11 protein-coding genes are annotated in these 13,024 nt (G+C 52.4%); 5 read left to right on the forward strand and 6 right to left on the reverse strand.

What is annotated here, in order from left to right:
* Positions 1-292 precede the first annotated feature (292 nt).
* A complete protein-coding gene (locus Q3O59_RS13165; protein ID WP_305946024.1) occupies positions 293-760 on the forward strand; it encodes an RNA recognition motif domain-containing protein in 468 nt (155 codons plus the stop codon).
* A gap of 83 nt (positions 761-843) precedes the next feature.
* Positions 844-1,938: a tRNA (uridine(54)-C5)-methyltransferase TrmA gene (gene trmA, locus Q3O59_RS13170; protein WP_305946025.1), complete on the forward strand. Its 1,095-nt coding sequence runs from the start codon at positions 844-846 to the stop codon at positions 1,936-1,938.
* A gap of 4 nt (positions 1,939-1,942) precedes the next feature.
* On the opposite strand, the gene fabR is transcribed toward trmA, so the two are convergent.
* Positions 1,943-2,539: an HTH-type transcriptional repressor FabR gene (fabR, locus tag Q3O59_RS13175; protein WP_228592905.1), complete on the reverse strand. Its 597-nt coding sequence runs from the start codon at positions 2,537-2,539 to the stop codon at positions 1,943-1,945.
* A gap of 98 nt (positions 2,540-2,637) precedes the next feature.
* Here fabR and Q3O59_RS13180 point away from each other — a divergent pair, with 98 nt between their 5' ends.
* Positions 2,638-3,768, forward strand: coding sequence for a fatty acid desaturase (locus tag Q3O59_RS13180; RefSeq protein WP_305946026.1), 1,131 nt, complete (start codon positions 2,638-2,640; stop codon positions 3,766-3,768).
* A 53-nt stretch (positions 3,769-3,821) separates the two neighbouring features.
* Here Q3O59_RS13180 and Q3O59_RS13185 read toward each other — a convergent pair whose 3' ends face one another.
* Positions 3,822-4,781, reverse strand: coding sequence for an aq_1923 C-terminal domain (locus tag Q3O59_RS13185; protein WP_305946027.1), 960 nt, complete (start codon positions 4,779-4,781; stop codon positions 3,822-3,824).
* 112 nt (positions 4,782-4,893) lie between these two features.
* Between Q3O59_RS13185 and Q3O59_RS13190 the strand changes: the two genes are divergently transcribed.
* Positions 4,894-5,523 carry a trimeric intracellular cation channel family protein gene (locus tag Q3O59_RS13190; RefSeq protein WP_228592912.1) on the forward strand — a complete coding sequence of 210 codons (630 nt, stop codon included), beginning with the start codon at positions 4,894-4,896 and terminating at the stop codon, positions 5,521-5,523.
* Positions 5,524-5,530: 7 nt separating this feature from the next.
* Here the strand turns inward: Q3O59_RS13190 and Q3O59_RS13195 are convergent, their stop codons facing one another.
* The 3 genes from Q3O59_RS13195 to Q3O59_RS13205 are packed head-to-tail and all read right to left on the reverse strand — an operon-like array spanning position 5,531 to position 10,245.
* Positions 5,531-7,210: a FimV/HubP family polar landmark protein gene (locus Q3O59_RS13195; RefSeq protein WP_305946028.1), complete on the reverse strand. Its 1,680-nt coding sequence runs from the start codon at positions 7,208-7,210 to the stop codon at positions 5,531-5,533.
* Entirely contained in the window at positions 7,170-7,964 is a 795-nt protein-coding gene (locus Q3O59_RS13200) for an outer membrane lipoprotein-sorting protein (RefSeq protein WP_305946029.1), read from the reverse strand. The genes Q3O59_RS13195 and Q3O59_RS13200 overlap by 41 nt, the downstream gene beginning before the upstream one ends.
* Positions 7,933-10,245 carry an efflux RND transporter permease subunit gene (locus Q3O59_RS13205; RefSeq protein WP_305946030.1) on the reverse strand — a complete coding sequence of 771 codons (2,313 nt, stop codon included), beginning with the start codon at positions 10,243-10,245 and terminating at the stop codon, positions 7,933-7,935. Before Q3O59_RS13205 ends, Q3O59_RS13200 begins: the two co-directional genes overlap by 32 nt.
* A 240-nt stretch (positions 10,246-10,485) precedes the next feature.
* Here Q3O59_RS13205 and Q3O59_RS13210 point away from each other — a divergent pair, with 240 nt between their 5' ends.
* Positions 10,486-11,991 (forward strand): YifB family Mg chelatase-like AAA ATPase, encoded by a 1,506-nt coding sequence (locus Q3O59_RS13210; protein ID WP_305946031.1) that lies wholly within the window; start codon positions 10,486-10,488, stop codon positions 11,989-11,991.
* Here the strand turns inward: Q3O59_RS13210 and pyrC are convergent.
* Complete coding sequence (pyrC, locus tag Q3O59_RS13215) at positions 11,988-13,019, reverse strand: dihydroorotase (protein ID WP_305946032.1); 1,032 nt, start codon at positions 13,017-13,019, stop codon at positions 11,988-11,990. The genes Q3O59_RS13210 and pyrC overlap by 4 nt on opposite strands.
* Between the last annotated feature and the right edge of the window lie 5 nt (positions 13,020-13,024).

The raw sequence follows: 13,024 nt of genomic DNA on the forward strand, positions 1-13,024 counted from the left end.
CGCTTCATTCCGAAGCAGGACGCGCATTTTACATCGTCCGATTGTGAAGTCAAGCTGGTTTCGAAATTATTTGTTCAAACCGCTTCACTTCGCATCGCTTTTTGAGAGCTTTAGGCTCATCTGCAAGCGAGGGCGCCATTTTAGGGATTTAAATCTTGCTGTCAAGGTGCAAAATCGATATTTGTCATTTCTTATATTTCGGTTGGCTAGTTCGCGCACAACCGCTAAGATTAAATCACCTGATGCTCAGGTTTTTACCAACTAATACACTGACTCTTATAGGATAAATTTTATGTTTCCGACTCTGCGCGCCACACTTCCTTATACTATAGCCGTGGCCATTCTTGCTTATCTGGTATTTTTCCTGCTCGATCCTGCCTTGCCAGCTCCGGTTTTGGTGGTATTGGGTGTGTTGCTGTCTGGTGTGCTGGTGCCTATTTTGCGCGATGTTAAGGGCAATGCCATCAACTTAAGTGACGACATGATCCAAAAAATGTACGAAGGTGAAACCGCTACTTTGTATGTGGGTAACCTGCCTTACCGTGCCAATGAAGAAGCTGTTCAGCATCTGTTCGAAACCAAAGGCGTGGTGATCAATGTCCGTTTAATGAAGGATCGTCAAACCGGACGTCGGCGTGGCTTTGGTTTTGTCGAGGTGGCAGCCAAGGATGCCGAGAAGATGATTCAGGCACTCAATGATACAGAGTTTCAGGAAAGAACCCTGAAAGTCCGTGAGGCCAAAGAGCGGCAAGAGGCATAACTCAAAGCGGCAATGCCGCTTTGCATTTGGCAGCTTGTAGAAAAACACGTAAGATCGCAATTTTACCGTGTTTCAGGATCCCCATGCGCCCAGGTCAAACTCATCCGCAGCAATACGATACCTTACTTGCCGATAAAGTCAGCGCTGTACAGGCTTTGTTTCAGCCCTTGCAAGTACCCGAGCCAGAAGTCTTTCCATCCCCACCCGAGCATTATCGGCTTCGGGCTGAATTTCGGGTCTGGCACGATGGTGATGATCTGTACCACATTATGTTTGACCCTGAAAGCAAAGAGCGGATCCGCATCGATGACTTTCCTGTCGCAGATCAGCGCATCCGCACCATGATGCCACGGCTGATTGCGGCGTTGAAGGAAAACGAGGAGCTGCGCCGCCGTCTGTATCAAATCGATTACCTAACCGGCTTAAGTGGTGAGTTGCTTATTACCCTGATTTACAAACGGCAACTGGATGCGCACTGGCAACAACAGGCAGAAGCCTTGAAAGCCACATTGGCAAGTGCTGGCCCACTCGACTTGATTGGTCGGGCCCGCAAGCAAAAGATCGAATTGAACCGCGACTTTATTATTGAGCAACTCACTGTCGACGACCGCACACTGCATTATCAGCAGATTGAAAACAGCTTTACCCAGCCCAACGGTGTGGTGAATCAAAACATGCTGAGCTGGGCCTGCAGCGTTGCCAGGCAGCTGCAAGGGGATTTGCTGGAGCTATATTGCGGCAATGGCAATTTCTCCCTGGCGCTGGCTCCCCATTTTAACCAGGTTGTCGCGACGGAAATTTCGCGCAAATCGATTCGCTCAGCTGAGTATAATTGCTGCCTAAACCAGATCGAGAATGTGCAGGTGCTGCAAATGTCGGCAGAAGATGTGTCCGCTGCCTTGCTAAAAGGATCACAGCTTAAAAAACTTGATTTATCCAGCCTGCAGCTGAATACCGTGCTGGTCGACCCCCCTCGGGCTGGCCTGGATCCGGCGACCGTAGAGTTGGTGAGCCGCTTTGACGATATTCTTTATATTTCCTGCAACCCAGAAACATTAAAAGCGAATCTGGCTGAGTTGGTGAAAACACACAGCATCGAGCGCTTTGCTGTCTTTGATCAGTTCCCTTATACCCATCACCTCGAGTGCGGTGTCTGGCTGCGGAAACAATCACGCTAACAACTTAGCCAGCCGGGGGCTTAGTGCCTCCGGCAAGCCATCGAAGCTGCTGAATCGTTTTTACAGTAATACGCTGCCGTACTTCATCACTGGCATCAAGCGCATCTGCCCCAGCGTGAAACACCAGAATGACCATGGCTTCTGCCTGAATTAATGCCATCTCAGCGGAGCTCTTGTTTTCTTTACGCAGGTAATCGGCTAATTCAGCGCAAAAGTGTTGAATTTCACGGGCCACAGCACTGCGAAAAGCCGGCGAAGTGCCAGAGCGCTCCCGCAGCAGCAAACGAAAGACATTGCTGTGCTCCAAGATAAACTCCATAAAGGTTTCAACCGAAGTCTGAATGACACTGCGGTTGTGGACAATGCGTTGCCTGGCCTGGCGCATTAACTGGCGCAGCATTAAGCCCGCCTCATCCACCAGGGTCAGTCCCAGTTCATCCATGTCGGTAAAGTGGCGGTAGAAGGAGGTCGGCGCAATACCCGCCTCCCGCGCCACTTCACGCAAGCTCAGACTGGCAAAGCTTTTATCCGCACTAAGCTGCTGAAAAGCTGCATTGATAATGGCACGTCTGGTCTTCTCTTTCTGTTCAGCCCGGCTCATAGCCCAGTCCTTTTTTCAACGTCATTCATCGTATCCAGCTTGACCTGATAACAGGGTACAGGTACATTGAGCGTACATTTGTAAGCTGAAATTACTTTATGCAAAAAGCCCCCCTTATCTGGACCAATATTCTGGTGTTTAGCAGTACCTTGCTAATTGCAGCTATTGCAGTTCCCTGGTATGCCATCGCCGTTGGTTTTGGCACAGCAGAAATCATTGCCATGTTTTTATGCCTTGGCTACTGTGGAATGTCAATTACCGCAGGCTACCACCGTTTGTGGTCTCACAAATCTTACCAGGCCCATCCGGTGTTGGAGTTTATTTTTGCCATTGGCGGCGCTTTTGCACTGCAAAACAGTGCCATTCACTGGGCTTCGGATCACAGAGTGCACCACCGCCATGTTGATGACAACGATAAAGATCCCTACTCCGCCAAGCGCGGCTTCTGGTTCAGCCATATCGGCTGGATGCTCCGCGACTACCAGGGCCCTGACCATTACAACTACGACAATGTGCGTGACTTGCAAAAGAATAAAATTTTGCGCTTCCAGCACAAGCATTATCTCGCCCTGGCGTTGCTGACCAACTTCGGTATCCCTATTGGATTAGGGCTGTTGTTTGGTAACCTTTGGGGCATGATTTTACTGGTTGGCGTGCTGCGACTGGTGTTAAGCCACCATTTTACATTCTTTATCAACTCGCTGGCTCATATTTGGGGCAAGCAGACCTACACCGATCAAAACACTGCCCGTGATAATGGTGTGCTGGCCCTGCTGACCTATGGCGAAGGCTACCATAACTTCCACCATATTTTTGAATACGACTACCGCAATGGCATCAAGTGGTGGCACTTTGACCCGACCAAGTGGCTGATCAAAGCCGGTTCATGGGTCGGGCTGACATCCAGGTTGCGCACCTGTCCGGAGGAGCGGATTGAGCAGGCCAAAGCCACGATGCAACTCAAGCGCGCCAAAGCCCGCCTGTCCCGACTGCCAGATGCCGACCCGGTCTTGCAGAAAATCGAACAGGAATACGAACTGCTGCTGGAGCGGATGCAAGCCTATTACGAGCTGAAAAAGAATCGGCTGCTGCTCAAAAAACAGCAGCTGCAAAGCAGTCTGCACGAACACTATGCCGAGTTGAACCTACAAAAGCAGTATCAGGAGCTCAAAGCCCTGTTCACCGAGCAACGCCGGCACTGGCGGCGACTAACCACCGAGCTGGCGTGAGTTAAAGACTAACGCACAGCATATAAAAAAGCGGGCAGACGATGCCCGTTTTTTTATAGATCATTGACACTGAGACGAATACCGGCAAAGTCAGCCAAGGCTTCCAGACTCTCTATATTGGCAAAAGCAGTCCCGGTTTCCAGCTCAGCAAAGCGCAATGGCTGCTGAAATTGAAATGCCAGTGTCAGAGAAATCGGTTCCTGCACAAAGGCAATCAAGCTTTGCCGCCATGCCACTGGCAAACCTTCTGCTGTCGACAACAGCATCAGCGCCATGCCTTGCAGCACACTAAAGTCAGGTGTCTGACCCTGGGCGGCCGCCTGGGTGGTCAGACGCTGAATAAATCCCATATTCTCAATGCGAAACTCGCCCTGATTCAAAGCGCCCTGCAATAACGCTGCGGTAAAGCTTGCTATCCCCTGCTCCGACTCCAACAGCGCCTGCTGCTCATCGGCGCTCATCGTCGTAATGAGTTCCAACTGCTGCCATAGCGCTTGCAGCCCGGTAAATTGCAGCTGATACCCAAACAGAAACTCTTGATTAATCCGTGTTTGCTGATCCAGAGTCAAACGTCCGTCTTGTTCCTGATACCGATAACGATAATCCCCATGCACCACCAGACCGCTCATCAGCTCTGACAACTCAGGCGTCAACAGCTGCGCCGCTCCACTCCCCAGGGTTAAGCTGTCTACCTTCAGTTCCCCCTGAGTGGATAAACGGTTGGGCTGAATGCCACGCAACTGCAGCTGCTCGATGGCAAACAGCGGGCCAAACTCGCCCAGCTCTATACGGACACCCTCAATGCGATAGCGGGCTCGCAGCACGTTGGCCGACACTTTACGATACTCAAGCTGCAAAGCTGGCAAAGCGCCGTGTTCTGCCATTTCCGCATAGGATACATTCGCTTCCGCTATCTGCGCTTCAATAACCTTTGCAGCATGACGATTGGCCAGCTGCATTCCGACAAACAAAACAGCCAGCACCACAACAGGAACAAGTACAGTTTTCTTCATAATTCCCCGACTACGCCAACACGGTGGCAAGATGTCATAGCAAAATAATCTGGTAACTGGCATGCTAGCATAGAGCAGGCATCAGCAATAGAGACGGAGCAACGGATTGGCAATGGATTATCTACACTGGTTTGATTTACTGGGCATCGCCGTTTTTGCCATTACAGGCACCCTGGCAGCCTGGCGCAAGCAGATGGATGGTTTCGGTGTATTGGTGCTGGCAACCGTGACGGCGATAGGAGGCGGTACCTTGCGGGATGTGTTGCTGGATGTACCCGTGGTCTGGATGAACAACAACAATTACTTCATCACCATTTTCAGTGCAGCGCTGGTTACCATAGTGTTATTGCGGCGCCGGATGACGATCCCAAACAACACCCTGCAATTTTTTGATGCCATCGGCTTGGCTTTTTTCGTCATTATGGGCACCCAGAAGGCGCTGGATCATGGCACATCTTACTTTGTTGCCGTCATGATGGGCACCATGAGTGGTGTGGCCGGGGGCATGATCCGTGATGTGCTTTGCCGCGAAATTCCGATGGTATTTCGCGGCGAGTTGTACGCTTTTACCTGCATCTTTGGCGCCACCATTTACATACTAACGCAATGGGCCGGCGCCAGTACCTTCATCGCCATGCTGATCGGCATCAGCAGTTTGCTGAGTTTGCGACTGGCCGCCATCAAGTGGCAGCTCACCATCCCGGTTTTTGGCAAACAAAACCCGGATCTGGGCGAGCCCTGAGACTGCGCTAGAAGTAAAACTCCAACGTCAATTGAATGTAATCGTCGCGGCGCAGCCAGAACAGCAATTCATCCGGATAGCGGCTGTGAAACAACCAGCCGTCGACACGCAGCCGCCAGCGATCGCCAAGCCGGGTAGATGCTTCCATGTAGGCACTGCGACTATGACGTCTGTCCAGATCCTGCATGAATCCCAGCAAAATCTCAGAGCCAGCAGCATCATTCAATGCTAGGCGCCAGCCAACAAAAAGATCATTTTGGGCAATGGTATCGCCCGCAATGCCACGGCTGTCGTACTGATACTCCAGCAACCAGCCCAAATCCCAAAACTGCTCATTAATCCCAATTTGCGTGTATTCAAAACCACTGACCAGGGCTTTGGAGTGCTGTAGATCCGTGTGGCGGTAGACCGCTTCGGTTTTCCAGAGCCAGGCACCCAAGATCCATTGCGCATCCAAGCCGGCCTGCTTTAATTGGGGGTAATAAGGTTGCAGCTGTGCTTCTGCTGGCAGCAGCACAGGCTCACGACTGGTGCCCTGAAAATAACTCAGGCCAAGGTCCAAACCACGAAACTGCTGGGACCAGCGCAGCGCCCAATCCAGGTGGTTGCGACCATGGCGCGACTGATAGCTGGCCGCAGCCGTATCGACCGGCAAAGGCAGCCGTAACCGACCATCGTCGCCGGCAAAACGGCGCTCACGAAAGTAGGGCAATGCAAATGCCTGTAGGGTGCCAAAATCCCGGATCAGACTCAGCTGCAGCATCGGCTGCCCAAGCTTGCTTTCACCGTCCGGTCGATCCAGCAAATCGCGCTGGTTGATCACATCCACCAGACGCTGCGACTCCACAGCCCCCCAGAAGACTTTATTGATGCCGGCACGCAGCTCCCAATCCCCGCCATAGTACAACCAGTAGGCCTCCGAAATGTCGACCAAATGGCGCCGGCTGTCTTGCTGATCCCAACGTAAATAGGGTGAAAAAACCAGAGTATGGCTGCGGTCATCCGACTGCCAGTAAGCTTCAAACTCAAAACTGGCCGCCGGGTGCCACTGACTTTGTTGCTGCAACCCCGTTTGCGAATACCAGCGAGGCATCAGGTTCAGTTGCGAAAACCATTCGATGTCCTGCCAAAGTGAAGGCTGGTTTGCAGCGCCAGCATCCTGAGTAGCAGCAGATGCCACTGGTACAGCAACAGCTTCGGCTTGCTCAGACATGGGCTGCTGCGACATTGTCGGTGCGGTATCACCGTCATAGTCCGAAGAGGCCAAAGAGGCCGAAGTTGCAACCGGGTTTTCTGTATCAGTATCCTCCGTTGCCTTTGCCGGAAATTCTGCCACGACCTCGTTGTCCAGCTGTGATTGCTGCGCCAGAATTTGCGCCTTGGTTGGCAACTGTAACCAAGCCCCAGCGGGCAATTGGTTGATATCTCCCAGAGGGAATACTGTTGGATTCAAGGCCACAATGGCCTGCAACACCTGATCCATACTGACTTCAGTGCTGGGACGAATGGCGATGGCAATACGCCATAAAGTTTCATCCGGCTGCACCTGATGTTGCTGGCTCAGGCTTTGTGCGTGCAAACTATGGCTCATGACCAGGACAGCAGCACAGCCCAGCTGCAGCCAGCTGCGGTGACGAACCGAAGGCTTAGCGCGCACGCTGCAAAGCATTTTGATCAAAGTCGGCATCGGTAAAGCCACGCTCAAACAAGATCTCGTTGAGCAACAAAGTTGTGCTCTTTTGGTTCTGCGCATTCACCATCTCCATCCGGTGTGGCCGCCAAAAGCGCTCTTGGTGCACCTGATAATCATGCATGGTTAAGGTTTTTAGCAAAGCCCCCCGCCGATCGTAGTACTCAATTTGCTGAACCCGGTAGTGGCTTTTATCAATCCAGACCAACATCCGGCTGTAACCAGAGAACTCATCCAGCGGAGTTTGCTCCACCACATAGCTCGGCTCGCCATGCACTTCATCATCATGCAAGTACTTGAAGCGGAACTTTTCCAGCTCAAAGGAGCTTAAGTCTTCGTAGGAAAATTCACTGCCCATAAAAGGACCGGATTTATTGCGGGACACGATGCGTCTTACCCGGTTGACGGCTGGCAAAAACAGCCATTGTTCATCCGGTACCAGGGTTTTGGTGTGGGTAAGGAATGCAGAGCCTCGCACATCGCGCGGCTCGTCAAAAATGGTCAGAGCCTTGTCGCCATCATCCAGTACTTCCAGCGTCAGGGTACGCATTTCCCGACGACTCTCCCGCCCCCGGGCATCGCGCAGTATCATCGTCATATGGGCTTCGGTGTCCCCCCAGCCAGTATCCCGGACTTTGCGTTCGGTGGCAATGCGCAGTCCCTCCTCACTTGCTTGATCATTGGCTTGAAGCGGCAAGCACAAAGCAGCCAGAGTCAGGCTAAGTAGCATTGTGGGCAGGTATTGTCTCATCAGTTTTTCCTTTCTTGTCAAAACGCAACAACAGTGCTGGCAGCACCAATAAATCGATAACCAGTGCCAGCAGGATAATTAACCCGGTCAGCAAGCCCATGTCCGAGTTAAGACGGAAACCAGACATCGTCAGAACGGCAAAACCCGCTGCCAACACCACAGTGGTGACGAACAGAGCGCGGCCTACACTGTAAAAAGCATAGCGTACTGCGCCTTCAGTATCCTGTCCTTCACGCAAACCTCGTTGATACTTGCTTAAGAAATGCACAGTGTCATCCACAATAATGCCCAGGCTAATACTGGCAACCACCGATAAACCAAGGTTAATTTCCCCCGAGTACAAGGCCCAGATACCAAAACCAACCAACGCAGGCATAATGTTGGGCACCAGGCTAAAGAGCCCAAGTCGCCAGGAGCGCAAACTGATCACCAACAAGGCTGAAATTAAAATCAAAGCAACGGGTAAGGTTTTAAGCATCGATGCCATATTTCGTTCCCCAATATGGGCAAACATCAAGGGGGTACTGGCCGCAGAGCTCTGATAATCGGGTAACTGCAGGGCCAGCCAGTCCAATGCTCGTTGCTCAAAGCCTGTTAACTCCTTACTTCCTAAACTTTGCAAGGTGGCCGTTACCCGGGTCGCACTTTTATCCAGATTCAGTTGATTGTTAAGATCCAGCCCAAATGGCAACGACATTTCATACATCAACAAATACTGAGCAGCCAAATCTTGCTGTTCAGGCAAGCGGTAATAGTCCGGATTATCCTGATGCATGTTCTTGTTTAACCGCTTAAATACATGAGTGATGCTGGCAACGTGCGTGACCTCGGGTTGCAGCTCAAGCCAATCGACAAAACGAGCCACATCAGCCAGGAACGCAGGGTTGTTGACACCACTGGTGGTTCCGCTGTCAATGGCAAAATCCAGATTGGCCGTGCCGGTCAGGTTGTCTTCAATAAAATCCAATGATTGCCTAAACTCGGTACGCTTGTCGAAGTACTTCACCGCCACATCATTCACTTGATTGGTGGCTGCAAAAGCAGCCAACACCAGCATCAGCAAGAGCCCAACTGGCAGTATAGTGCGGTGTTGCGCCACCACAAAGTCGGCCAGTTTCTCAATGCCATTGGCGGTATGACTGACCGGAACAACTTTGGCTGGCAATAAGCGCAGCAAGGCAGGCAGCAAGGTCACACTAAACAGGCAGGCCAACATCACACCCAACGCTGTCATATTGCCAAGATCGCGCAAAATTGGGACTTCGGAAAAATTCAGCGTTAAGAAGCCGATCGAGGTGGTGATGCTGGTGATAAAGATCGGCATCAGGTTGCGCGTCATACTGTACTGAATGGCATCATCTTTTGACTTTCCCTGTCTGAGTGCGTACTGCATCGAAGCAATCACATGGACACAATCGGCCACCGCTAAGGTCATCACGATGGTTGGCACATTGACAGTGGCGGTACTTAGAAAAATTCCCAGCCAACCGGCAATGCCCAGAGTGCTGAGGATGGTCACCACAATAATGATCACTGTTGCCATCGCTGCAGCAAAGGAGCGCAACAGCAACAGCAGCATCAAGACGATGACTAGGAACATCAAAGGCACCAGGGTACTGGCATCCTTTTCCGCTTCACTGGCAAAAGCATAATTGAGCGGCAGAATACCACCATGATAAAAGCGCACCCCAGGAAAATCAGCTGCAAATTGTGCGCTAAGTTCCAGCACGAACTCGTAAGCGTCCACCACTTCTTGATTCTGATCGATTTCGGGCAGTTGCACCGTGATATTAATGGCAGCAACCCGCCCATCAGCCGCCACCAAGTTTCGGTACAGGGCCGGCTCCGACATGGCAACACGGCGAATCGCTACAACTTTCTCTGCACTCAGTTGACCGGGATGCAACAGCAAGTCTTCAACCAACAGGTCATCATCCAGCGCTTCGGTATGCTGAAAGTTGGTCAGGGAATCCACCCGGCTGGAGTAAGGCGTCTGCCAGGCTTCTTCGGTATAGCGCCATATGAGCTCCAGCATATGCTCGGTAAACACATCGCCGTCACTGGGCGCAAGGGCGATCAGAATGTTGTCGGTTTTGTTGAACTCATCCTGCATTTGTTCAAAAGCCAGCATTTGAGGATTATCGGGTGAGAAAAAAATCCGGTAATCGCCCCGAAAATACAGATTGCTCATGCCGGCAGCCATAATGGCAACCGCTAACAAAGCCAGACAGATGGTCTTTAAGGGGTGATGCAGCGCACTATTCAGCCAGAGTTGCTGCATAAAAAGCCTCCATAACGAGCGTTGCTGTATTCATTCAAACAAGACCTCACCACGGGAGTTTTCAACAAAACCTAATATCAGCAAGGCTTTAGTCTAGCCTAAACCGAAAGGAATGCCTGCCTCATCGACAACCACAAAGCAGAAAAAACCAAAAAATAATCAATTTATTTGCATTTTTAAAACCACATGATCAATACTGTTCAAGATGTGATTTCATTCGTCGGTAATTGTGGAGACAGGATGTCATTAGCCATTGTTTTTAGCAGGGCGCGCCATGGATTGGCCGCCCCCCTTGTTACCGTCGAAGTGCATATTGCCAATGGCTTACCAGCCTTTCATTTGGTTGGCTTACCCGAAGCCTCGGTCAAAGAGTCCAGAGACAGGGTCCGCAGTGCCCTGATCAACAGTGGTTTCGCCTTCCCGGATCGAAAAATTACCGTAAACCTGGCCCCGGCTGATCTGCCTAAAGAGGGCGGCCGCTTCGATTTACCCATTGCTCTGGGCATTATTGTTGCCAGCGGCCAACTGGCAGAGCAGCACATTCAGGGCTATGAATTTGTCGGTGAGCTGGCCTTATCCGGTGACATTCGCCCCATTGTGGGCGAGATTCCGGTGGCCATGGCTTGCCGCGATGCCGGTCGTTCCAGCCTGATGCCTATGCCCAATGCCGAGCAAGCTCAGCAAGTACCCAAAGCACGGGTACTGGGCGCGACGCACTTGCTGCAAGTGCATAGTTTTTTGCAAGGCGCTCAGGCCTTGCCGGCTATTCCGGCTTTGCAGCAACACATTAAAGCACCAGTCCCAGACCTGTCCGAGGTGAAAGGCCAGACTGCGGCCAAACGAGCGTTGGAAATCGCCGCAGCTGGCGAGCACAACCTATTGATGTTGGGGCCAGCGGGTACCGGAAAATCGATGTTAGCGCAGCGGTTGCCGGGCATTTTACCGGACCTGACCGAAGAGGAAGCCCTGCAAACCGCCGCCTTGTATTCGATTGCCGGCATGCCCCGCTCAATGCAGGACTGGCAAGAGCGCCCTTTTCGTCAGCCGCATCACACCAGCTCAGCGGTCGCTTTGGTCGGTGGCGGCCCAGTGCCCAGACCCGGTGAGATTTCATTGGCGCACCATGGGGTGTTATTCCTGGATGAGCTGCCCGAGTTCCCACGAAAAGTATTGGATGTTCTGCGAGAGCCATTGGAAACCGGTTGGATCCACATATCAAGAGCAGCACGCCAGGCCGAGTTTCCAGCGCAGTTTCAATTGATTGCCGCCCTAAACCCCAGCCCGACCGGCCATCACGACGACGGCCGCGCCAGCCCGGAGCAGGTGATGCGCTATTTAAACCGGATTTCCGGGCCTTTTCTCGATCGGATTGAGCTGCAAATTGATGTGCCGCTGCTGCCAAAGGGGTTGCTAAGCCAGCACGACGCCAGCAGTGAAACCAGCGCCGACGTCCGTCAGCGGGTAGTGGCAGCAAGGACCATTCAACTAAGGCGACAAGGCAAAGCCAATGCCCGACTAACAGCGGCAGAGATCAATCAGCATTGCCCGCTCAGCGCGCAGGATGCTTCTTTTTTGGAAGACACCATTCACCATTTAAAGCTGTCTGCCCGCAGCTACCACAAGCTGATCAAAGTCGCGCGCACCATTGCCGACTTACAGCAACTGCCAGCGATCCGCAAAGAGCATCTGATGGAAGCGCTCAGCTACCGCGCACTCGAGCGGCTGCTGAGCTATCTGAAGAATTAAAGCTGTTTCCACTTCAATGGCAGGCCAGCATGAAATGGCACTATGGTGTCGCCATCTGTAAGTGCCAGCTCATCCGGTACCACCCAGTCCTGTCGTTGCAGCACGATCTGCCCGCTGTTGCGCGGCAGCCCATAGAAGTCCGGCCCATAATGGCTGGCAAAACCTTCCAGTTTATCCAGACAGCCTAAATCGTCGAAGACTTCAGCATAGAGCTCAATGGCACAAGGTGCGCTGTAACAACCGGCGCAGCCACAGCTGGACTCTTTGCGATGTTTCACATGGGGTGCCGAGTCTGTCCCGAGGAAAAACTTTGGCGAGCCCGATGCCACAGCGGCCCGCAGTGCCTGCTGATGGGTGCTGCGTTTTAGCACCGGCAAACAATAATTGTGTGGCCGAATGCCCCCCACCAGCAAGTCGTTGCGGTTCAGCATCAGGTGCTGTGGCGTGATGGTGGCTGCCACATTGGCCGAAGCCTGCTGCACAAAATGAGCAGCATCGGCCGTGGTGATGTGTTCAAACACAACTTTGAGCTCCGGCAAACGCGCTACGATGTGTTGCAGATAGCGATCAATAAACACCTTTTCCCGGTCAAAAATATCAATATCGGCGTTGGTAACTTCGCCGTGCACCAGCAGCAGCATGCCTTCTTTGGCCATGGCTTCAAACACCGGGTACAGGCTGTCCAGCGCACTGACGGCATCGCTGGAGTTGGTGGTAGCGCCCGCCGGATAAAGCTTGGCGGCAATGACACCCGCCGCTTTGGCGGCAGCAATGTCCTGCGCGGTGGTTTTATCGGTCAGAAATAGCGTCATCAAGGGCTCAAAGTTGCTGCCGGCAGGGCGTGCCGCCAGAATCCGTTCACGGTAGGCAACAGCCAGTTCGGCCGTGGTCACCGGTGGCACCAGGTTGGGCATGACAATAGCGCGCTGAAAAGTACGGGCCGTCGCCGGCACGGTATCCTGCAACAAATCACCGTCACGAAAATGCAGGTGCCAGTCATCCGGGGTTTGAAGGGTCAGTTGATGCATAAGAA

The sequence above is a fragment of the Alkalimonas delamerensis genome (assembly GCF_030717955.1).
Taxonomy (GTDB): domain Bacteria; phylum Pseudomonadota; class Gammaproteobacteria; order Enterobacterales; family Alteromonadaceae; genus Alkalimonas; species Alkalimonas delamerensis.